20 protein-coding genes and 1 pseudogene are annotated in these 19535 nt (G+C 66.1%); 7 read left to right on the top strand and 14 right to left on the bottom strand.

The annotated features are described in order from the left end of the window. Positions 1-413 precede the first annotated feature (413 nt). The 4 genes from OGL92_RS03620 to OGL92_RS03605 form a co-directional block, all read right to left on the bottom strand. A complete protein-coding gene (locus OGL92_RS03620) occupies positions 414-998 on the bottom strand; it encodes a YigZ family protein (protein WP_263140572.1) in 585 nt (194 codons plus the stop codon). A gap of 130 nt (positions 999-1128) precedes the next feature. Then, entirely contained in the window at positions 1129-1785 is a 657-nt protein-coding gene (locus OGL92_RS03615; protein WP_263140571.1) for a TetR/AcrR family transcriptional regulator, read from the bottom strand. A 124-nt stretch (positions 1786-1909) separates the two neighbouring features. Continuing rightward, positions 1910-3292, bottom strand: coding sequence for a solute carrier family 23 protein (locus OGL92_RS03610; RefSeq protein WP_263140570.1), 1383 nt, complete (start codon positions 3290-3292; stop codon positions 1910-1912). A gap of 183 nt (positions 3293-3475) precedes the next feature. Beyond that, entirely contained in the window at positions 3476-4396 is a 921-nt protein-coding gene (locus OGL92_RS03605; RefSeq protein WP_263140568.1) for a LysR family transcriptional regulator, read from the bottom strand. Between the two features lie 136 nt (positions 4397-4532). Here OGL92_RS03605 and OGL92_RS03600 point away from each other — a divergent pair, with 136 nt between their 5' ends. The 4 genes and pseudogenes from OGL92_RS03600 to OGL92_RS03585 all read left to right on the top strand — a co-directional run bounded on the left by OGL92_RS03600 (position 4533) and on the right by OGL92_RS03585 (position 8993). After that, positions 4533-5879 (top strand): aspartate aminotransferase family protein, encoded by a 1347-nt coding sequence (locus OGL92_RS03600; protein ID WP_263140567.1) that lies wholly within the window; start codon positions 4533-4535, stop codon positions 5877-5879. 1 nt (position 5880) lies between these two features. Then, positions 5881-6172 (top strand): annotated as a pseudogene (locus OGL92_RS03595) (cupin). A 185-nt stretch (positions 6173-6357) separates the two neighbouring features. Beyond that, the gene (locus tag OGL92_RS03590) at positions 6358-7851 is read left to right on the top strand and encodes a CoA-acylating methylmalonate-semialdehyde dehydrogenase (protein ID WP_263140566.1); all 1494 of its coding nucleotides are present in this window, start codon (positions 6358-6360) and stop codon (positions 7849-7851) included. 674 nt (positions 7852-8525) lie between these two features. Further along, positions 8526-8993 (top strand): GNAT family N-acetyltransferase, encoded by a 468-nt coding sequence (locus OGL92_RS03585; RefSeq protein WP_263140564.1) that lies wholly within the window; start codon positions 8526-8528, stop codon positions 8991-8993. A 211-nt stretch (positions 8994-9204) separates the two neighbouring features. On the opposite strand, the gene OGL92_RS03580 is transcribed toward OGL92_RS03585, so the two are convergent. From OGL92_RS03580 to OGL92_RS03555, 6 genes are all read right to left on the bottom strand, one after another. Continuing rightward, positions 9205-9600: a hypothetical protein gene (locus OGL92_RS03580; RefSeq protein ID WP_263140562.1), complete on the bottom strand. Its 396-nt coding sequence runs from the start codon at positions 9598-9600 to the stop codon at positions 9205-9207. Continuing rightward, positions 9601-9960 carry a hypothetical protein gene (locus tag OGL92_RS03575; protein ID WP_263140559.1) on the bottom strand — a complete coding sequence of 120 codons (360 nt, stop codon included), beginning with the start codon at positions 9958-9960 and terminating at the stop codon, positions 9601-9603. Then, a complete protein-coding gene (locus OGL92_RS03570; protein ID WP_263140555.1) occupies positions 9957-10574 on the bottom strand; it encodes a DUF2778 domain-containing protein in 618 nt (205 codons plus the stop codon). The genes OGL92_RS03575 and OGL92_RS03570 overlap by 4 nt, the downstream gene beginning before the upstream one ends. 337 nt (positions 10575-10911) lie before the next feature. After that, positions 10912-11667, bottom strand: coding sequence for a DNA-formamidopyrimidine glycosylase family protein (locus OGL92_RS03565; RefSeq protein ID WP_263140551.1), 756 nt, complete (start codon positions 11665-11667; stop codon positions 10912-10914). Positions 11668-11828: 161 nt separating this feature from the next. Then, positions 11829-12176, bottom strand: coding sequence for a zinc ribbon domain-containing protein YjdM (locus OGL92_RS03560; RefSeq protein WP_263140549.1), 348 nt, complete (start codon positions 12174-12176; stop codon positions 11829-11831). A 143-nt stretch (positions 12177-12319) separates the two neighbouring features. Further along, entirely contained in the window at positions 12320-12850 is a 531-nt protein-coding gene (locus tag OGL92_RS03555; RefSeq protein WP_263140547.1) for an LEA type 2 family protein, read from the bottom strand. Between the two features lie 268 nt (positions 12851-13118). Between OGL92_RS03555 and OGL92_RS03550 the strand changes: the two genes are divergently transcribed. After that, positions 13119-13496, top strand: coding sequence for a BPSL0067 family protein (locus OGL92_RS03550; protein WP_263140544.1), 378 nt, complete (start codon positions 13119-13121; stop codon positions 13494-13496). Beyond that, positions 13483-13824 carry an STY0301 family protein gene (locus OGL92_RS03545; protein ID WP_263140541.1) on the top strand — a complete coding sequence of 114 codons (342 nt, stop codon included), beginning with the start codon at positions 13483-13485 and terminating at the stop codon, positions 13822-13824. The genes OGL92_RS03550 and OGL92_RS03545 overlap by 14 nt, the downstream gene beginning before the upstream one ends. 274 nt (positions 13825-14098) lie before the next feature. On the opposite strand, the gene OGL92_RS03540 is transcribed toward OGL92_RS03545, so the two are convergent. Continuing rightward, positions 14099-15478, bottom strand: coding sequence for a glycoside hydrolase family 5 protein (locus tag OGL92_RS03540; RefSeq protein ID WP_263140539.1), 1380 nt, complete (start codon positions 15476-15478; stop codon positions 14099-14101). 150 nt (positions 15479-15628) lie between these two features. Then, a complete protein-coding gene (locus OGL92_RS03535; protein ID WP_263140537.1) occupies positions 15629-16420 on the bottom strand; it encodes an outer membrane protein OmpK in 792 nt (263 codons plus the stop codon). 500 nt (positions 16421-16920) lie between these two features. Between OGL92_RS03535 and OGL92_RS03530 the strand changes: the two genes are divergently transcribed. Further along, positions 16921-17928 carry an SDR family oxidoreductase gene (locus OGL92_RS03530; protein WP_263140536.1) on the top strand — a complete coding sequence of 336 codons (1008 nt, stop codon included), beginning with the start codon at positions 16921-16923 and terminating at the stop codon, positions 17926-17928. Positions 17929-18078: 150 nt separating this feature from the next. On the opposite strand, the gene OGL92_RS03525 is transcribed toward OGL92_RS03530, so the two are convergent. Together OGL92_RS03525 and OGL92_RS03520 are read right to left on the bottom strand one after the other, a co-directional pair. After that, positions 18079-18294: a TIGR02450 family Trp-rich protein gene (locus OGL92_RS03525; RefSeq protein ID WP_263140533.1), complete on the bottom strand. Its 216-nt coding sequence runs from the start codon at positions 18292-18294 to the stop codon at positions 18079-18081. Next, positions 18291-19277: an FAD-dependent oxidoreductase gene (locus OGL92_RS03520; protein ID WP_263140528.1), complete on the bottom strand. Its 987-nt coding sequence runs from the start codon at positions 19275-19277 to the stop codon at positions 18291-18293. The genes OGL92_RS03525 and OGL92_RS03520 overlap by 4 nt, the downstream gene beginning before the upstream one ends. Positions 19278-19535 lie beyond the last annotated feature (258 nt).

Genomic DNA, 19535 nt, shown 5'->3' with positions numbered 1-19535 from the left:
ACTTCGGTGCAGGGGTTGGCGAAGATTCGTCCAGTGTCCGGAAAAGCCCGCCCGATCTGCTTCCGGTACATTCGTCCCAGGCTTATCCACAGGCTTGTCCCCGTCTTTCGTGGACAAGCGAGACGCGCGCCAGGCGTTCCGTGGCGCTTGCCCGGGGCGCGCGCGTCCGACGTAGAAAATATCGATGGATCAGGTGGTTAGCTGTGGCAAAAGCGCGCAGCCGAGTGCGTTTGGCGAAAATCCGCGCAATCCGCGCGAGGCCCCGCCGCATGCAGGGCGCAGCAGCCTATCCCGGCCTTATCCACAAAACTGTGCACAGAATGTGTGGGCAGTTTTTTCCGCGCGCGGGATACACGACTTGCGCGTCCTCGGGGATCGATGCAAGGGCGCTCGCGATCCGGGCGCGGCCGCGCTCAGAGCAGGCGCAGGCGCGAGCGGCCCCGGCTGATGTCGCCCAGCCAGCGGTCCAGGGGGATGAGCTGCGCCTCCGGCACTGCCAGTACCAGGTCCACGCCCTCGGCGCCATAGGTTTCGCCCTCGACCAGGGCGGCGAACTCCACCAGGCGGGATTGCAACAGCGGCCATTCGGAAAAGCCGCAACGGCAGCCTGCCCGCACCCGGGGCAGCAGCGCCAGGCGCTCGCCGCCTTGCAGGCATTTGGCCGCGCTGCCGCCATAGGCCCGCGCCAGGCCGCCGGTGCCCAACGGAATACCGCCGTACCAGCGAATCACCAGCAGCACCACCCGGTCGCACCCCTGCCCGTCGAGCGCGGCGAGGATCGGTCGGCCGGCGGTGCCGCCGGGTTCGCCATCGTCGCTGAAACGGTACTGCTCGCCGAAGCGCCAGGCCCAGCAGTTGTGGGAGGCGGTGGCGTCGCGGCGAGCGGCGATGAACGCCTGGGCTTCGGCCTCGGCGTTCAAGGGGGCGGCGAGGGCGAGGAAACGGCTCTTGCGAATCTCTTCGCGGTATTCGCAGGGCGCGGCCAGGGTGAAAGGCATGGGCGAATTCCAGCGGGGCGGACGGCGATTGTGCCCGGCTTCGCGACGGTTGGCTGCGGCCTGGCGGGGAGCGCCGCGGCCTGGCGGGCCTTCGCGACCGGCGGCCCCGCGCCCGCCAGGCGCGGCGTGGTCAGGCGGGCGGGGTCAATCCGCAGCCCTTGAGGATGATGCGGATCAGGTTGTCGCTGGCGGCCTCGAAGTCCTGGCGGGTGAGCTTGGCGCGACCGGTGACCCGGCAGATCTGGGTGGCGAAGTCGGCGTAGTGCTGGGTGCTGCCCCAGAGCAGAAAGATCAGGTTCACCGGGTCCACCGGGTCCATCTTGCCGGCGGCGATCCAGCCTTCGAAGACCTGCGCCCGTCCGCTGAACCAGGCGCGGTAGTCCTGGCTGAAATGCGCGCTCAGGTGTTCGCCGCCGCTGATCACTTCCATGGCGAAAATCCGCGAGGCCTGCGGGTTGCGCCGGGAAAACTCCATCTTCGCGCGGATGTAGCGGCTCAGCGCCTCGGCCGGGTCGTCGTCCACGCTCAGCGCGTTGAAGGTGCCGTCCCAGAGCTCGAGGATGTTGCTCAGCACCGCGACGTACAGCCCCAGCTTGTTGCTGAAGTAGTAGTGCAGGTTGGCCTTCGGCAGCCCGACCTTCTGCGCGATGGTGTTCATGCTGGTGCCTTTGAACCCGTGGCGGGCGAATTCGTCCTCGGCGGCGGCGATGATCGCTTCTTCGTTTTTCTGCCGAATGCGCCCGGCGGGTTTGCCGGCGGCACGGTGCGCGGGTACGTCGAGAGTCATGGAGGCGGTTCCGGATCGATGGGACGGAGCGGTTGCACAGATACCCCAGCGCCGCACGCGAAACAAGCGCGGCACGCCGAAAAGCGCTGCCGGCTCGAGCGTCGCGCCGGGTGGTGCAGCCGGTTCAGAGAATAGCTTCGTCTCCCGCGGTCCGGATGGCCTCGGCGGGCTTTTCGTCCGGCAGCGCCAGGTTGAGCAGGAGGGCGGTGAGGCCGCCGCAGGTGATCGCCGAATCGAACAGGTTCTGCACCAGCTTGGGCAGGTGCTGCAACAGCGTCGGCTGCGCCGCGATGCCCAGGCCGACGCCGAAGGACGCGGCGACGATCAGCATGTTGCGCCGGTCCAGGCGGGTCTGGGCGAGGATGCGGATGCCGGCGGCGGCGACGCTGCCGAACATCACCAGGGTGGCGCCGCCCAGCACCGGCTTGGGTATCTGCTGCAGCAGCGCGCCCAGCGAGGGGAACAGCCCGAGCAGGAAGAGCAGGGCGCCGATGTACAGGCCGACGTGGCGGCTGGCCACCCCGGTCATCTGGATCACCCCGTTGTTCTGCGCGAAGGTGGTGTTGGGGAAGGCGCTGAAGGTGGCCGCCAGCAGGCAACTGACGCCGTCGCCGAGCACGCCGCCCTTGAGCCGCGTCAGATAGCCGGGGCCGGCGATGGGCTGGCGCGAGAGCAGGCAGTTGGCGGTCAGGTCGCCCACGGTTTCCAGGGTGCTGATCAGGTAGATCAGCGCCACCGGCAGGAAGGCGCTCCAGTCGAAGGCGAAACCGAAGCGGAATGGCGTCGGCAGGCTGACCAGCGGCAGGTCGGGCAGCGGCTGGGGTACCAGCGTGCCGCCGAGCCAGGCGGCCAGGCTGCCCAGGGCCAGTCCGCCGATGATCGCCGAGAGGCGCACCCAGGGGTTGGCGGAGCGGCTCAGCAGGATGATCGTGACCAGCACCAGGGCACCCAGCGCCAGGTTGCCCGGTGCGCCGAAGTCCGCGGCGCCGAAGCCGCCGCCCAGGTCGGTGATGCCGACCTTGATCAGGCTGATGCCGATCAGGGTGATCACGATGCCGGTGACCAGCGGCGTGATGGTCCGCTGCAGGCGCCCGATGCAGCGGCTCAGCAGGACTTGGACGAAGGCGCCGAAGAAGCACACGCCGAAGATCATCGCCAGGATCTCTTCGGCGCTGCCGCCGCGGCTCTTCACCAGGAAACCGGCGGACAGCACCGCGCCGAGGAAGGCGAAGCTGGTGCCCTGCAGGCAGATCATCCCGGCGCCGATGCCCAGCGGCCGGCGCGCCTGGATGAAGGTGCCGACGCCGGACACCATCAGCGCCATGCTGATCAGGTACGGCAGGTGCGCGCCCAGGCCGAGCACGCCGCCGATCACCAGGGGCGGGGTGATGACCCCGACGAAACTGGCGAGCACGTGTTGCAGCGCGGCGAGCAGGGCCGGGAGGGCGGCGGGGCGGTCTTCCAGGCCGTAGATCAATTCGGAGGGGGTGACGGATTCGGCGTGCATGGGAGCCTCGGCAAGGGGCGACGCCCAGGGCGGCGTCGGACGGATGCCAGCCCATTGCAAAAAGCTGTCCAGCCGAACAGGTTCGCCCGGCGCCCGCGCGGCAGGGAGCGGGCCGGACCGCCGCCGCGGCGGCGCTGCACCAAGGCGTGGCGACCGCGTTTCCGGTGCGCCATCGGGTGGCACTCAGGCGGTGGCGGCCAGGGCGTCGAGGAAGCTTTCCAGCACCAGGTGCGGGCGGCGCCCCTTGCGGGTCACCGAGGCCAGGCTGAGGTCGTAGAAGCGCGTCGCCGGCTTCAGCGCGCGCAAACGCCCCTGCTGCACCCATTGCCGGGCGTAATGGTCCGGCAGGTAGCCGATGTAGCGCCCGGTGAGGATCAGGAACGCCATGCCTTCGCGGTCCGAGGCGCTGGCGTCGCACCTCAGCGCCTGGTACTGGGCCTGGGCGTCGGCGGGCAGGCGGAAGGTCGGCGCGATGGCGGCCTGGGCGTTCAGCCGCGCGTCGTCCAGGCTGGCGTCGTCGGCGTAGAACAGGGGGTGGCCGACCGCGCAGTAGAGCAGCGAGCGCTCGTCGTAAAGCGGCTGGTATTCCAGCCCGGCCAGGGCCGCCGCCTGGGGCACCACGCCGACGTGCAGGCGGCCGTCGAGCACGCCCTGCTCCACTTCGCCGGGCGGGGTCATGCGGATCTGGATGCGCACCTCCGGGCCCTGTTCCTTCAGCCGTGCCAGGGCGTGGGTGATGCGCATGTGCGGCACCGTCACCAGGTTGTCCGTGAGGCCGATGTTCAGCTCGCCGCGCAGGTGGCGGTGCAGGCCGTTGACCTCGGTGCGGAAAGTCTCCAGCGCCCCCAGCACCCGCAACGCCGCCTGGTACACCTCGCGGCCTTCCTCGGTCAGGGCGAAGCCGGCGCGGCCGCGCTGGCACAGGCGCAGGCCGAGGCGCTGTTCGAGGTCGCTCATCTGCTGGCTGATCGCCGAGCGGCCGATGCCCAGGGGTCCCTCGGCGGCGGAGAAGCCGCCGCACTCCACCACGCTGCGGAAGAGCCGCAACAGGCGGACGTCGAAGTCGCTGACCTGGGCGAGAACGTCGGCGCGACGCAAATTCATTGTTTAGTGCTCGCTAAACCAAGGATCGGAAAAATCGGATTTTAGCGACTCTAAGCCCGTGTCACCTTGGCGGCAACTGGCGGAGCCCCGGTGCCGGGCGTCGCTTCGCTTTCCTCACCATGCCGCGAGGTCTTCCATGAACATGCCGCAAACCGCCACGCCGCCGCAGGGCGCATCGCTCAAGCTCGACGCCCACTGGATGCCCTTCACCGCCAACCGCGCCTTCCAACGCGATCCACGGATCGTCGTGGCCGCCGAAGGCAGCTGGCTGACCGACGACCAGGGCCGCAAGATCTACGACAGCCTGTCCGGCCTCTGGACCTGCGGCGCCGGCCACAGCCGCAAGGAAATCCAGGAGGCGGTGGCGCGCCAACTGGGCACCCTGGATTATTCGCCGGGCTTCCAGTACGGCCATCCGCTGTCCTTCCGCCTGGCGGAAAAGATCGCCGACCTGCTGCCCGGGTCGCTCGACCATGTGTTCTTCACCGGTTCCGGCTCCGAGTGCGCCGACACCGCGGTAAAAATGGCCCGCGCCTACTGGCGCCTGAAAGGCCAGGCCAGCAAGACCAAGCTGATCGGCCGTGCCCGCGCCTATCACGGGGTCAACGTCGCCGGCACCAGCCTCGGCGGCATCAACGGCAACCGCAAGCTCTACGGCCAACTGATGGACGTGGATCACCTGCCCCACACCCTGCAACCGGGCATGGCCTTCACCCAGGGCATGGCCGAGACCGGCGGCGTCGAACTGGCCAACGAGTTGCTCAAACTGATCGAGCTGCACGACGCCTCCAACATCGCCGCGGTGATCGTCGAGCCGATGTCCGGCTCCGGCGGGGTGATCGTGCCACCCAAGGGCTACCTGCAGCGCCTACGGGAAATCTGCGACCAGCACCACATCCTGCTGATCTTCGACGAAGTCATCACCGCCTTCGGCCGCATGGGGGCCTACACCGGCGCCGAGTACTTCGGCGTCACCCCGGACATCATGAACATCGCCAAGCAGGTCACCAACGGCGCCGTGCCCCTCGGCGCGGTGGTCGCCAGCCGCGAGATCTACCAGACCTTCATGAACCAGGCGACGCCGGACTACGCCGTCGAGTTCGCCCATGGCTACACCTATTCGGCGCATCCCGTCGCCTGCGCCGCCGGCCTCGCCGCGCTGGAGTTGCTGGAGCGGGAAAACCTGGTGCAACGGGCGGCCGAGCTGGCGCCGCACTTCCAGCGCGCCTTGCACGGCCTCAAGGGCAGCCGCCACGTGGTGGACATCCGCAACTGCGGCCTGGCCGGCGCCATCCAGCTCGCGCCCCGCGACGGCGACGCCATCGTGCGCCCCACCGAGGCCGGCATCGCCCTGTGGAAGGCCGGTTTCTACGTGCGCTTCGGCGGCGACACCCTGCAGTTCGGGCCGACCTTCAACGCCAGGCCGGACGAGCTGGACCGCCTGTTCGACGCCGTCGGCGAAACCCTCGGCCGGGTGGATTGAAATGGCCACGCGGACGGCCGTCGTGGCCCATGGGCAAGCCGATAACGACGACCTGGACTTCGTCCCCGGTGTGCAGGCCGGCTGGCCTCGTCACGGCCACGACCATGGGGTGATGCCCTGACCGACGGCGCGCTGTGCCTGGAAACCGCCGACGCGAAAAACCGGCGAGCCTGGTCGCCGGCCAGTCCTACTTCCGCAAGGCCGGCGTCGAGCACAACCTGATCAACGCCGGCGAGCAAGAGGTCGTCTTCATCGAGACCGAACTCAGGAGGATGCACGCCGAGGCGGGTTAGATATGCCCCTCTGCTGCTAGATAGCCCATGGCGGATGAAAGGAGCGTCATCCGCCCTACGGGGATTCATTCGCCGAAGTCGTGTTGACCCGTAGGGCGGATGCCGCTTTTTCCATCCGCCACCCGACGATGCTTCGTCCGATAAGCGCGTCCTCCACCGTACCGATTCGTTAAACGGAGATTGATATGAGCACCATCCCGCACCTGATCGACGGCGAACGGGTCGTCGCCGGCCGCAGCGCCGAGGTCTACAACCCTTCCACCGGCGAGGCGATCCGCTGCGTCGGGCTGGCTGACCGCGCCACCGTGCGATCGGCCATCGATTCGGCCCAGGCGGCGTTCCCGGCCTGGCGCAACACCCCGGCGGCCAAGCGCGCCCAGGTGATGTTCCGCTTCAAGCACCTGCTCGAAGAGCACGAGGCGGAGATCGCCGAGTTGATCAGCCAGGAACACGGCAAGACCCTCGAGGACGCCGCCGGCGAACTCAAGCGCGGCATCGAGAACGTCGAGTACGCCTGCGCCGCCCCGGAAATCCTCAAGGGCGAGTACAGCCGCAACGCCGGACCGAACATCGACGCCTGGAGCGACTTCCAGCCCCTGGGCGTGGTGGCCGGGATCACCCCGTTCAACTTCCCGGCGATGGTCCCGCTGTGGATGTACCCGCTGGCCATCGCCTGCGGCAACTGCTTCATCCTCAAGCCGTCGGAGCGCGACCCCAGCTCCACTCTGTTCATCGCCGAACTGCTGCATCGGGCCGGCCTGCCCAAGGGCGTGCTCAACGTCGTGCATGGCGACAAGGAAGCCGTGGACGCGCTGCTGGAGGCGCCGGAGGTCAAGGCCATCAGCTTCGTCGGCTCAACGCCCATCGCCGAGTACATCTACAGCGAGGGCGCCAGGCGCGGCAAACGCGTGCAGGCCCTGGGCGGCGCGAAGAACCACGCGGTGCTGATGCCCGACGCCGACCTGGACAACGCCGTCAGCGCCCTGATGGGCGCCGCCTACGGCTCCTGCGGCGAGCGCTGCATGGCCATCTCGGTGGCGGTGTGCGTGGGCGATGCGATCGCCGATGCGCTGGTGGAAAAACTCGTCCCGCAGATCCAGGCCTTGAAGATCGGCGCCGGCACCGCCTGCGGCCTGGACATGGGGCCGCTGGTCACCGGCGCGCACCGCGACAAGGTCAGCGGCTACGTCGACGAGGGCGTGCGCGCCGGCGCCGACCTGGTGGTGGACGGCCGCGGGCTGCAGGTCCCCGGTCACGAGGGCGGCTTCTTCCTCGGCGGCTGCCTGTTCGACCGGGTGACCCCGGACATGCGCATCTACACCGACGAAATCTTCGGCCCGGTGCTGTGCATCGTCCGCGTCGGCAGCCTCGAAGAGGCGATGTCGCTGATCAACGCCCACGAATACGGCAACGGTACCTGCCTCTTTACCCGCGACGGCGAAGCGGCCCGGCTGTTCTGCGACGAGATCGAAGTGGGGATGGTCGGCATCAACGTGCCGCTGCCGGTGCCGGTGGCCTACCACAGCTTCGGCGGCTGGAAACGCTCGCTGTTCGGCGACCTGCACGCCTACGGCCCGGACGGCGTACGCTTCTACACCCGCCGCAAAGCGATCACCCAGCGCTGGCCCCAGCGCGCCAGCCACGAAGCCGCGCAGTTCGCGTTTCCCAGCAATCGTTGAACGCCGACCGCCGGCCCACCCCGCCGCTCGCACCCCGTAGGTGGATGGCGCTTCACCATCCACCGCCACGTTCTGTCGGTGGATGAAAAGAGCGTCATCCACCCACGGATATCCCATCCGCGGAGCCGGACGGAATCGTAGGGTGGATGCCGCTTCACCCATCCACCGCCACGTCCTATCGGTGGATGAAAAGAGCGTCATCCACCCACGGATATCCCATCCGCGGAGCCGGACGGAATCGTAGGGTGGATGTCGCTTCACCCATCCACCGCCACGCCATATCGGCGGATGAAAAGAGCGTCATCCACCCTACGGATATCTCACCCATAGAGCCGGACCGACAGTCTTCCTTATTACGTGCTCTCTATACCGAACTGCGTGGCCGCAGTTCGAATATCTTGAAAGATCCAAGGGTGCAGTTTTGAAGTCAATCCGTCCTCGGTTGCCCAGGCGTTAAGGCTTATAACGAAGCAGAACAGGGGGGTTCACCATTTTGCAGTCGCGGCCTTTTGTCTTCTTGAATGAATCGATGGAGGTTTGCATTACTCCAGACGTTATTTAATATCGGTAGTCCCTCGATTGATTACTTTAGAACGTTCCAATCGATCGGGCATCGTGAACTAAGTAGATCTTATGATAGTGACGGGCCCCCTGGCGCCAGCCGTGGCGACGTTATGGTTACTCTCGATTGGCTCGAGCAGCATATGCAGCACAGCGCTGAATTAGCGCGTTGGATCCACACCCAATTCCCCTACGAGTTCGCCGACCAGCCACTTGCCGACTGGCAGGGGGAGTTTTCCGCCGGACAGCGGTCGAGAGCGTGGCGCAGCCTCATCGCCCTCGAGGACGGGCGCCTGCTCGGCAGCGCCAGCCTGGCCCTCGACGATTTGGCGCAACGCCCCGACCTGGGCCCCTGGCTGGCCTGCGTGTTTGTGCGCCCGGAATGCAGAGGCCAGGGGCTGGCCGAACGGCTGATCGAAGGCATCTGCCGGGACGCTGCGGCTCAGGGGCACCGGCTGATTTATCTGCATACGCGCGATCGGGCGGACTACTACGGGAAACGCCGCTGGCAAACGCTGGAAACCTTCGAGGCCTGGGGCGAAACGCATTCGCTGATGTATCGGGAGTTGCTCCCGATATAGATAACGCGGGCAGGCACCATATCGCATGCGGTTGGCGCGGGCAGGGCAACATGGGTGTTCAGGACCGCGCCACTGTTCCAGCAGAAGTTGGCTGGATTGCGCAGATCGATGTCTGCGCACAGGTGCCGACTCTGGAAATGAGCAGGACAGGGCATTGATAAACTGGATTTCGGCCGAGATGTCGAGTCCGGGTCCAGAGCCAGGTGTCCGGTCAATTTGTCTTGCGGAATTTCCTGAAGCAATAAGCGGCCGCAGTCCAGATTCGATGGCCTATCCAAGTGAGTAACAGCGGCAGGATGGAGCCGAAGCCCGCTACATAGAACATCCAATCGACTTCATCTGAATTTATATTACTTATCCAGTACCACTTGTGGTGCTGGTCGACGCTGAAGGCGAGGGAGAACAGGACCGCGCTCAGCACCATTCTCATTAAGGTGGGCTTCCAGAAAAGCGAGAATAACCAGCTGAATAAAAATTCAGCCAAGTCCGCATGCTCAGGGTTGCCGATGAATAGGCGAAATAGGGAGTAGACGTCTATCGAGAAAGCACTATAGCCGACGGCATATACAATTGCTGTTGTCAGGGCTTGCCTTCTTCGAAGGAGCATTTATCGGCTTTTACTCGATTTGCGGAACGCTTTCCAAAATCCAAATCCGATCCAACTTATGATCAGCGGCAGAATAATACCCAGGCCGGCAATCAATGTCAGGTCGCCCATTTCTTCGGACTTTGGCTCACTTAACCAATACCAGTGCCGGTGCATGTCCAGGTTGAATGCGATGGAGTAAATTATTTCGCTTGCGATAATACCTATTATTGTTGGATTCCAAATGACTGAAAATATTAGTCCGCAGGTAAAAGCACAGATGATGCCGTAATCGGCATCATCGAACGCCAAGCGTCCCGCAGAGAATGCAACTACAGAAAATATAACGTAGGAGCACGCATAGAAAAGAGGATTGTTCATGGCAGTACTTCCACTTCGATGATTCCAATGGCGCGTCGAATTGTATCGACCACGTACCGGGTGTTTCGATCGCCACTGAGCCCGCCACCGATATCTATGCAACCGGCTGAGCCTGGATATATCCCGCCATGCAGGAAGAAATTATCCCGGCCGTAAGTCATCGTCTCTGGCTCAGGGTGCAAGCGGACTCGGAACGATCCCCAGTCAGCCCATCGATAAATGGTTCTGACGGTGCTGAACAATGTGCCCTGTGCCGATAGCTCATGGGGCTTGATGAAATATTTACCGACCGGTAACGGCCCGGTGCTCTTGAGCATTTGGCAAAGTACTTCAGCCTTGTTCATGCATGACTCTGGGCGTCCGCTGGTGGCGCGCAGAGTGCGGCAATCGTACCGGGATACGACGGTCAGTGTCCCGCTGGATATCTGGAAGGAGAAGGATATGGTTTCGCTCCGGCCGAATAGTCGCAGTTGGCCGTTCTGCAATCCGTACTGTTCGGGCCTGACATCTCCGTTGAGTACGCCTGGCTTGAAGGCATTCCGCCCGATGAAGGTGTCGGTAGGGCAGGTCAGCGTTTGCCTGCCAAGCGGGCCCGGTATTCTGAAACCAGCCATGATCGTCCTTGATGAGTCCCGCCATTTACGGCTTTGTTCGATGAGAGTGAGGAGGTGCTTGCGGCAGGACGCTTTCGATAAGCGTCTCGCCACTTGACCGGCGCGCACTTTATCAATGAATCCGTCCAGCTCCTGTGAACCTTTTCTCAAGGATCGAAGGTGACCGATTCGCGTCGTCGCGCAATGGATGTGCGGGCCCGAACCGCCCTGGCGCGATTGGTCGTATTGGTTTCAGCGAGTCCGGCGAGCGGGCCTGAAAGATGAGGGTCGGCGAGGCGACAAATCATCCGCTGCTTGGGTGAACCGTCACCGCCAGGCGCGCCTATGAAGCGCGGCGCTATTGCCCGGCGGTGTCCTTGTCCGTGCCGTAGCGCTTCTGGCAGCGCTCGCAGAAGTAACTCTGCCGCTGGGTCTTGCCCAGCTTGGCCTTGCTCAGGGGAATGGCGCAGCGCGGGCAGGTGCGCTGGCGGTGGGCTTGCCAGTGTTTCTTCAACTCGAACGCTTTCTTCCAGGCGAGGAAGTCGAAGGCGTATTGCCGGGTCTGCTCCACCAGCTCGCGCAGTTTGGCCGCGGGGAGGGCGCCGAGCGGGGAGAGCGGGTGCACGCGGATGCGGAACAGCACCTCGTTCTTGAAGATGTTGCCGGCCCCGGCGAATACCTTCTGGTCCAGCAGGGCATCGCAGACCAGGGTCTCCGGCATGGCGCGCAGCTTGCGCCGCGCCGCCGCCGCGTCCCATTCATCGGACAGGGTGTCTTCCGACCAGTCGTAGTGCAGTGCCAGCGGCTCATCGATGATCGTCACCGAACAGGCATAGAGGTTCAGTTCGCCATTGGCGAAGCCCAGGCTCAGGCGCGGCGGGCTGTCCTTGCGTTCGTCGATGCGATAGCTGCCGAACAGCAGCAGGTGCACGCGCACCGAGAAGTCCGGCAGTTCGATGAGGAAATGCTTGCCCCAACTGCGGACCGCCACCACGGTCTGGCCGAGCAGGCGGTTCTGGTCGATCTTGCTGTTGCCTTCGACGCGCTGGATGGTCTGGCCGGCGAACTTCGCGGCGTCCTCGCGCATGATGGCGATGCTGGGACCTTCGGGCATGACGGTTCTCGGACGGTGGCTGACTGTCAGTGGACCGGGCCGAAGGGGCAGGAGTTGCCGCCGTCCGCCCTGTGGCAGGGTCGGCGGCGGCGAATGGGCGAAGGGGGAGGCGAGTGGGACGTCGGACCGAGGCCCGCGCCGGGCGATCCGGCGCGGGGTGCCTAGACCTTGCGCACGAATTCCGACTTGAGCTTCATCGCGCCGATGCCGTCGATCTTGCAATCGATGTCATGGTCGCCGTCGCACAGGCGGATGCCCTTCACCTTGGTGCCGACCTTCACTACCAGGGACGAGCCTTTGACCTTGAGGTCCTTGATCACCGTCACGGTGTCGCCGTCCTGCAGGACGTTGCCGACGGAGTCCTTGATCACCTTGTCGCCTTCGGCGGCCGGCGTTTCGCCGCTGGCGTCGGCGGACCACTCGTGGGCGCATTCCGGGCAGACCAGTTGGGTACCGTCTTCATAGGTGTATTCGGAATGGCATTTGGGGCAGGCGGGCAAGGTGCTCACGGAGACTCCTCGAATCGTGAAGGGCTAAAAACCGTGGATTGTATAAGGTTTTAACCGGCCGACGGGAACTGCCGGCGGCGGCGACCGATCGCGCGTCCCTGTGGCGCGGTCGTCTTCGCGGGTGGCGGGCGTATCGGCTACCGTCAGGGCGCGGCCAGGGACGCCGGCCAATCCAAGACGCCGGTATCGCTGAAGCGCCGGCTGCCCAGCAGGCCGTCGTTGAGCTTGCCGCTCAGCCGGTAGGGCAGGCCCTTGCCCGGCGGCTGGTCGGCCATGCCCCAGGCCTGGCGCACCGCCGAGAAGGCGGACAGGCTCAGCGGAACGCTGAGCACGGCTTCGCCGAAGCGCGGTACCTGGCCATGCTGGTCGCTGACGCCGCTGGCCAGGCGCCGGCCGTTGACGTTCAGGTCGAGGGCGACGCCGTCGTAGTCGATGGCGGCATCGTTGGGGTTCTGCACCCGCAGTTTCACCGCGAAACGCAGTTCCAGGTCCTGGCTCGGCAGCGGCTCGAGGCCGACCAGGTCGATGCGCAGCGGGTCCTGCGGGAACAGGCTGGCGCAAGCGCCCAGGCCCAGCGCCAGGAAGCCGCTCAGCAGCGCGCGCGCGAGCCGCGCGGGGCCGGAACAGGCGTTCCTGGCGAACGCTCGGGCGGCGCGGGGGAGGGGGTGCTTCATGACGAACTCCGCGACGGTAGGGTCTTGCATGGGACCGGTGCCCGCGGGATTCGCTCAGTGGCTGCGCCCGCCATCCTTCCGCGGTGGATGGCCTGGCCCTTGGCCAGCGCCGCGCAGGGGTGCGCTGCATCACAAAACATCGAACCTCCGGCGCCTCTTCGATCTCGAATGGGCCAAGATACCGGACCGGTCGACGAACGCCGTCGGGCGACAGGCCGGAGGGGCGCGTGCGACGTGCGCAGACGGACTCGACAAGGACATCCAGCGAATGGCCTACCTGGCAAGAAATGCGGCTTCATACATCGGTCAATCCATCGGCACCGGACATTGCGTGCCTTACGTGCAGGTGGCGGCTGGTGCGCCGCTCACGGCGAACTGGAGGCGGGGCGAGCGGGTCAAGGACCTCAGCGAACTGACCAGCGGCACGGTCATCGCCACCTTCGACGACGACGGCCGCTACGGCAGCCGCAAGGACGGCACCAGCCATGCCGCGATCTTCGTGCGGCGCACCGGTGCCGGCATCATCGTGCTGGACCAGTGGATCACCAACGGTGTGCGCAAGGCGGTGAGCGAACGGTTGATCCGCTTCAACAACACCGCCGCCAAGAAAATCAACAATGGAGACGAATACTATGTCGTCGAATGATGCCCGCCCCCTGCTGTCCGCGCTGTTCGGCCTGATGCTGCTGACGGGTTGCGCCCACGCCGAGATCGCCTGTCCCGCCAAGGCCGCCGCCGGTGGCGTCCTGAGCGGCGCCGAGGTGTTCGACGGGCCTCCCGAGGAACTCGCCAGCCTGGTGCCGGATGGCGAGGATGGGGTGTCCTGGGACCTCAAGGGGTACCACGACAGCCCCCGCGAACTCTATCTGGTCTGCGAATACGCCGATGGCGCGAAGCAGAACATGCTTCTGCCGAAGGACGTGAGCGAGTGCACGGTGCAGGGCAAGGGCGAGGTCAGCGCCCGCTGCAACTGAGGCGTTTCGAGCGGGCGTCGGTCCGCTTCCCGGGCGCGGGATGACCGGCATCTCCTCGCCCTTCCGTTGAACGGCCCCTCGCCCCCGCGATGGGCCGTTCGTTACCCGAGTGCTCCTTCCTCCCCAATTCGAACCGCTTGGGCTGATCGTTCGTGTCCGATTGGCCGAGGCTTCGGCGTGGCCGGGCGCTGGGCGGATGGTGCTTACCTCCAGCCCGCTCGAGGTGCGTCGCGAACCGGGGAGCGCCGTGCCCGTGGCGATCCCCGCGCTTTCGTCAGGCCGGAATCTGCAGGTTCGGCAGGCGCACCGTGAAGAAGGGTTTCACCGCATTGATGTTCGCCTTCACCGGGACCGTGCTGGTGTTGCTGTCCTTGGACAGGCCCAGCTCGTCGTCGTCGGGGAAGCCCGGACCGAAGCACCACTGCGCGTTCATCACGTGCTTGGCTTGCAAGTGCTTGAGCAGGTTCACCGTGGCCACGTAGGCGCTCTGGTTGCCCTCGGGGTAGCCATGCTCGCCGAGGAAGCCGCGCTTGCCGTACTGCTGCAGCGCCTCGATGAAGGGCTGGACCATCAGCACGCCCTGGTTCGGGTCCACCACCTCGTTGCGGTTCCGCCACTGGCCGCCGCCACTGCCCTTGTTGTCCAGGTAGTTGTGCGCCTCGTAGACGATCTGGTTGTAGGGATCGGGGATGTCGAACAACGGCATCGAGTACTGCTTCCACATCAGGGCGCTGGCGAACTCGTTGCCGCAGATGAACAGGTTGTGCTGCTTGTCCTGGTAGATGATCGCCGCCGCACAGCGGTTGGCGGTTTCCAGCCAGTGCGCGCGCATGTCGAACGGGCTGCCGTCGGCGTTCAGTTCCTTGCCGGTGTAGGGTTCGTTCATGATCCCCCAGCCGAGGATCGCCGGGTGGTCGCGGAAGCGCTTGACGATGCGCATCCACAGGTCCGGCAGGCCGTCCAGGGTGTAGAGCTGGCAGCCGGCGGTGCCGATGATGCGGTTCTCGTAGAGCCGCAGGGCGCCGTCGCGGGAGTCGAAGTGGCCGATGTAGTCCAGGTGGGCATTGAGCCGGTAGGCGTTGCCCCAGGTCGCCTGGGCGGTCAGGTCGCCGACCACCTTGCCTTGCGGGTCGAGCACCTGGTAGCTGGCGTTGCGGGTGTAACCGCGCAGCTCGGCGACCTTGGTCGGCAGGCGCATGAAGTCGTGCAGCTCGAGAATGGCCTTCTTGCCGCGTGCCTGGAGCAGGTTCAGGACCTGCTCGATCTCCTTGCAGTAGCGCTCGATCAGCGGGAAACCCTGGCTCTGGGTGAGGCGGGCGGCGGTGACGGGCAGGCGGAAGAACGGGCAGTCGCCGGCGGCGACGATGTGCTTGTCCTCCGGGGTGCGGTAGTGGGTGCCCAGTTCGGCATTTTCCACATAGCTGTTGAGCGACAGCCCGGACAGGTTGAGCCCGGCGAACACCTGGGTGTTGGCCGCGGCGGCCGGCGTCGCCGCCATGCCGGCGCCGGCGCGCCCGAGCAGCAGGCCGCCGAAGGTCAGGCCCAGGCCCTTCATCAGCGTCCTGCGGCTGAGGTCCAGGCCGAGCGGTCTGGCGGTTTCGCGTTCGGCCTGCGTGGTTTCGGGGGGAAGGGACGGGTGATCGAAGTGGGACATGGGGCGCTCCTGCACGGGAATCCTGGGACGCCGCGCGGGAGGCGCGGTCGGTCCCGAATTCTGTGACAGGGCGCGTGGTCCGTCTGCGACCCAGTGCTCAAACGCGAGATCGGCCGCGATGCCGCGCAGGGGCACCTGGCCGGGCGCGGCTCAGAAATGCACCTTGAGCAGCAGGCTGGCGGTGTTCTGGTCGGTCCCGCCGAGGATCTCGTCGCCCAGGTAGCTGCGGTTGTCGATCCCGTACTTGTCCTTCCAGTAGTCGTATTCCAGGCCGACGTAGAAGTGCTTGACCCCCCAGCCCATGGCCTTGCCCAGGTCGTACTTGATCTGCGGGTTGAAGTGCAGGTTGGCGTGGTAGCTGTCGTCGTTGTCCACCACCCAGTCCATGTAGCCGTCGATCAGCAGGTCCGAATTGCCCAGCGGCAGGGTGTAGCCCCAGACCGGGGTGATCTGCCAGACGCCGCGCCCGTCGCGGTCGCCGTCCGGTCGGCGGTAGTAGGTGTTGATCTGGAAGTAGTCGAAGCCGGGTACCTTGAGGTCCACCGCCGGGCCCAGCAGGTAGGCGTCCACGTCATCCTCGCCGAACTCGTAGGTGGCGGCGAGCAAGACATCCTCGATCGGGCCGAACTCCAGCTTGCGGTCCAGCAGTTTGCCGAAGGACAGGCGCGGGCTGATCTCGCCATAGAAGGTGCGGCTGTCGTTGGCGCCATTGCGGCCGCCGTTGTAGTGGATCGAATCGACGAAGAGGAACAGGTCGCCGATGCTCCAGCCGCTGGCGTGCTCGAAGGTCAGCGTCTGCTGGATCGCCGGATCGATCTTGAAGTCCTTGCCGTACAGGTAGGTCAGGCTATTGTCCTGCCATTGCAGGACGTCGCCGGCATGGGCCTGGCCGCCCAGCAGCAGGGCGCCGCCGAGGCTCAGCAGGGAGAGGGGACGATTCATCGGGTGCGCTCCTGGTGCGTTTCTCTTTTTTTACCTGTCCGAACGGTCAGGCCTCGGCGGGCAAAGCAAGAAGGGCGCCAAAACCCCGGATCGGTAGGGAAGGCACCCGGATTTTCCGCGCAGGCCCATGGGTGAGCGGGCGGCGACGAAAACGGTGAAACCCATGCCTCTCCCGGACTCCCCGAAATCGGGCGGATTTTGATCGATCGAACAGTTTCTGCCTTGTCCTGGAGCAAGCCTGTGTCGCCTGGAAACGCTTGCTCGTGTTCGTGGGGACGATTTCCCCGGGCGTGCGCGAGCGGCTTTTCGCGCCCCTCCTTGGTGGCGCGGTGGCGGCGGCCGGGGCCGGGCGAATCGGCGGGAACGTTGTGGCAGAGCGGGGCGTCTACCCCAGTCATGCCCCTGCATGGACCAGGGGCATTGTGGCGCGGCCATCGGCCAGCGCGGCGGAGGAACCGCCGTGGCGTCGCGCCTTCCCACGTTCTTACAAGGAGCCCGACATGAAACCAAACGAAATCTCCGCTTCCCGGCGCAAGCTGATGCAAGGTGCCGCGGTGACGCTGGCCGCCACTGTGGCGGCCCCGGCCTTCGCCCAGAGCGGTGGGGCGGAACAGGCGCCCAGCGTACCGCCGCTGCGCGATCCGAAAAGCGGCTATCCGCGCCCGCCGTTCAAGGCGCAGACCCAACCCTGGCCGGGCCTCGCCGGCAAGATGGACCCGCGCCCGGATCACGGCGAAACCAGTTACCGTGGCAACAATCGGCTGGCCGGGCGCAAGGCGCTGATCACCGGCGGCGATTCCGGCATTGGCCGGGCGGCTGCCATCGCCTACGCCCGCGAAGGCGCCGACGTGGCGATCAACTACCTGCCGGACGAAGAGCCGGATGCGCGGGAAGTGATCGAGCTGATCCGCAAGGACGGCCGCAAGGCGGTGGCGATTCCCGGCGACATCCGCAACGAAGCCTTCTGCCGCGAGCTGGTGGAGAAGGCGGCGAAGGCGCTCGGCGGCCTGGACATCCTGGTGAACAACGCCGGTCGCCAGCAGAGCCACGATTCCATCCTCGAGATCAGCACCGAGCAATTCGACTGGACGTTGAAGACCAATCTCTACGCCATGTTCTGGATCACCAAGGCGGCGATCCCGTTGATGCCGGAGGGCTCGGCGATCATCAACACCGCCTCGGTGAACGCCTACGACCCCTCGGAGAACCTGGTGGACTACGCGATGACCAAGGCCGCCATCGCCAACTTCAGCAAGGGTTTGGCCAAGCAGATGGCCAAGCGCGGCATTCGGGTCAACGCGGTGGCGCCGGGCCCGTTCTGGACCGCGCTGCAAGTGTCCGGCGGGCAGACCCTGGAGAAACTCAAGGACTTCGGCGGTGAAACCCCCATGGAGCGGCCGGGGCAACCGGCGGAGATCGCGCCCATCTACGTGTTACTGGCGTCCACCGAAGGCAGCTACATCACCGGACAGGTCTTCGGGGCGTCCGGCGGCAAGGGCCAGCCCTGAGGCGCACCCGCGCCCTAAGGGCATAGGGCCACGACCGGTTTAGCGGGGCGGGCCAGGGGCGTCTGCCGCTGGGCCCCTGGTCCGCGCGCGACCCCCGCCGCCGGGCCAAGCATCCGGCCCGCTCGTGGGCCGGGCAGGCCGGCGGGGCGCTCAGCGCCAGCCGATCCGCCAGTGGGCGTCGTCGCGTAGCGCGCGCCAGTCCAGGCGTTGGCTGCGCCGGGTGAGCACCGCCTGCAATTCGATCTCCCGTAGCACGCCTTCCTCGTCGTGGAACAGTTCCGTGACCAGGAAATGCTTCTCCCGCTGCCGCGGCAGCGTCGCGGTCCATTTGGACAGCAGCAGCTTGCGCGGGTCGAGGCGCCTCATTGCCGGTGTTCGAGCAGGCGCCGCGCGGCCTCCTGCCCGCTCAGCCAGGCGCCCTCGACACGGCCGGACAGGCACCAGTCGCCACAGGCATAGATGCCCAGGTCGGCGTCCGCCAGGGCGCCCCACTGGTGCGCCTGGGCGGGCCGCGCATAGAGCCAGCGATGCGCGAGGGTGAAGCTCGAGGGCGGCACCGCGCAGCCGATCAGCTCGGCGAAGGCGCCGTGCAGGTGTTCGATCACGGCGTCCTTGGGCAGGTCGAGATGCTGGCGGCTCCAGGCGCTGCTGGCGTGCAGCACCCAGGTGTCCGGCTGGGTTTCGCGCCCCGGCCGGCTGCGGGTGCGCGCCAGCCAGTCGAGCGGGCCTTCCTGGACGAAACAGCCGTCCACCCGGGTATCCAGGGGCGTATCGAAGGCCAGGGCGACCGCCCAGGTCGGTTCCATCTGCACGCTGGCGGCGGCCGCGGCCAGCTTCGGCGCGGCGGCGAGCAGGGCGGTGGCCTGGGGCGCCGGGGTGGCGATCAGCACATGGCTGAACGGGCCATGGGTGACGCCTTCGGCATCTTGCAGGTGCCAATGGCGTTCGCCGCGGAAAACCTCGGCGATGCGGCAGGCGAAGCGCACCGGCAGGTCGCCGAGCAGGCCACGGGTGATGGCGCTCATGCGCGGGGTGCCGACCCAGCGCTCCTGCTCGTCCGGCGAGTGGCTGAGCAGGCCGCGGCTGAAGTTGTACAGGCTAGGCGACCATTGCGCTGCCCAGCCGCGTTGCCGCCACTGGGCCACGACATCGGCGAAGCGCCGGTCGCGGACGGTGAAATATTGCGCGCCCAGGTCGAGCACGCCGATGTCGCTGCGCTTGCTGCCCATGCGACCGCCACTGCCGCGGCTTTTCTCGAAGAGTTGGATGTCCAGGCCGGCGGCATGCAGCGCATGGGCGGCGGAAAGGCCCGCCAGGCCGGCACCGATGATGGCGATGGGTGTACTCATAGTTACCTCGTTGGCAGGAAGGTCGTCCGGCATTGCTACTCAATGCCTCGGACCACGGCGCGCCCGATTCATCGGCTCGCCGACTCCACCCGAACGCGACCGCGCGGGCCCGTTCGGCGTGCGGCACTTCCTGGCGCCGCAAGCGGGTGTGATCGAGAATAGCGTATTCACCCGTGCGCTATGTTTATACAATAGCTGTACATAAAACTTAATTTGTATAATGTCGCTGGAGTCCCAGGACGGCAACCGGCAAGGAAC

Source organism: Pseudomonas sp. RIT-PI-AD, assembly GCF_025642785.1.
Classification (GTDB): Bacteria; Pseudomonadota; Gammaproteobacteria; order Pseudomonadales; family Pseudomonadaceae; genus Pseudomonas_T.
Note: the sequence above shows the minus strand (reverse complement) of the source record. Positions and strands in the feature narration are given on the sequence as shown.

What these genes read in the sequence shown, in the direction of transcription:
- OGL92_RS03575 (WP_263140559.1), bottom strand. Translation starts at nt 9,960, where the DNA reads ATGAACAATCCTCTTTTCTATGCGTGCTCCTACGTTATATTTTCTGTA.
- OGL92_RS03565 (WP_263140551.1), bottom strand. Translation starts at nt 11,667, where the DNA reads ATGCCCGAAGGTCCCAGCATCGCCATCATGCGCGAGGACGCCGCGAAG.
- OGL92_RS03520 (WP_263140528.1), bottom strand. Translation starts at nt 19,277, where the DNA reads ATGAGTACACCCATCGCCATCATCGGTGCCGGCCTGGCGGGCCTTTCC.
- OGL92_RS03590 (WP_263140566.1), top strand. Translation starts at nt 6,358, where the DNA reads ATGAGCACCATCCCGCACCTGATCGACGGCGAACGGGTCGTCGCCGGC.
- OGL92_RS03620 (WP_263140572.1), bottom strand. Translation starts at nt 998, where the DNA reads ATGCCTTTCACCCTGGCCGCGCCCTGCGAATACCGCGAAGAGATTCGC.
- OGL92_RS03615 (WP_263140571.1), bottom strand. Translation starts at nt 1,785, where the DNA reads ATGACTCTCGACGTACCCGCGCACCGTGCCGCCGGCAAACCCGCCGGG.
- OGL92_RS03555 (WP_263140547.1), bottom strand. Translation starts at nt 12,850, where the DNA reads ATGAAGCACCCCCTCCCCCGCGCCGCCCGAGCGTTCGCCAGGAACGCC.
- OGL92_RS03535 (WP_263140537.1), bottom strand. Translation starts at nt 16,420, where the DNA reads ATGAATCGTCCCCTCTCCCTGCTGAGCCTCGGCGGCGCCCTGCTGCTG.
- OGL92_RS03530 (WP_263140536.1), top strand. Translation starts at nt 16,921, where the DNA reads ATGAAACCAAACGAAATCTCCGCTTCCCGGCGCAAGCTGATGCAAGGT.
- OGL92_RS03605 (WP_263140568.1), bottom strand. Translation starts at nt 4,396, where the DNA reads ATGAATTTGCGTCGCGCCGACGTTCTCGCCCAGGTCAGCGACTTCGAC.
- OGL92_RS03525 (WP_263140533.1), bottom strand. Translation starts at nt 18,294, where the DNA reads ATGAGGCGCCTCGACCCGCGCAAGCTGCTGCTGTCCAAATGGACCGCG.
- OGL92_RS03545 (WP_263140541.1), top strand. Translation starts at nt 13,483, where the DNA reads ATGTCGTCGAATGATGCCCGCCCCCTGCTGTCCGCGCTGTTCGGCCTG.
- OGL92_RS03610 (WP_263140570.1), bottom strand. Translation starts at nt 3,292, where the DNA reads ATGCACGCCGAATCCGTCACCCCCTCCGAATTGATCTACGGCCTGGAA.
- OGL92_RS03570 (WP_263140555.1), bottom strand. Translation starts at nt 10,574, where the DNA reads ATGGCTGGTTTCAGAATACCGGGCCCGCTTGGCAGGCAAACGCTGACC.
- OGL92_RS03600 (WP_263140567.1), top strand. Translation starts at nt 4,533, where the DNA reads ATGAACATGCCGCAAACCGCCACGCCGCCGCAGGGCGCATCGCTCAAG.
- OGL92_RS03540 (WP_263140539.1), bottom strand. Translation starts at nt 15,478, where the DNA reads ATGTCCCACTTCGATCACCCGTCCCTTCCCCCCGAAACCACGCAGGCC.
- OGL92_RS03550 (WP_263140544.1), top strand. Translation starts at nt 13,119, where the DNA reads ATGGCCTACCTGGCAAGAAATGCGGCTTCATACATCGGTCAATCCATC.
- OGL92_RS03580 (WP_263140562.1), bottom strand. Translation starts at nt 9,600, where the DNA reads ATGCTCCTTCGAAGAAGGCAAGCCCTGACAACAGCAATTGTATATGCC.
- OGL92_RS03585 (WP_263140564.1), top strand. Translation starts at nt 8,526, where the DNA reads ATGGTTACTCTCGATTGGCTCGAGCAGCATATGCAGCACAGCGCTGAA.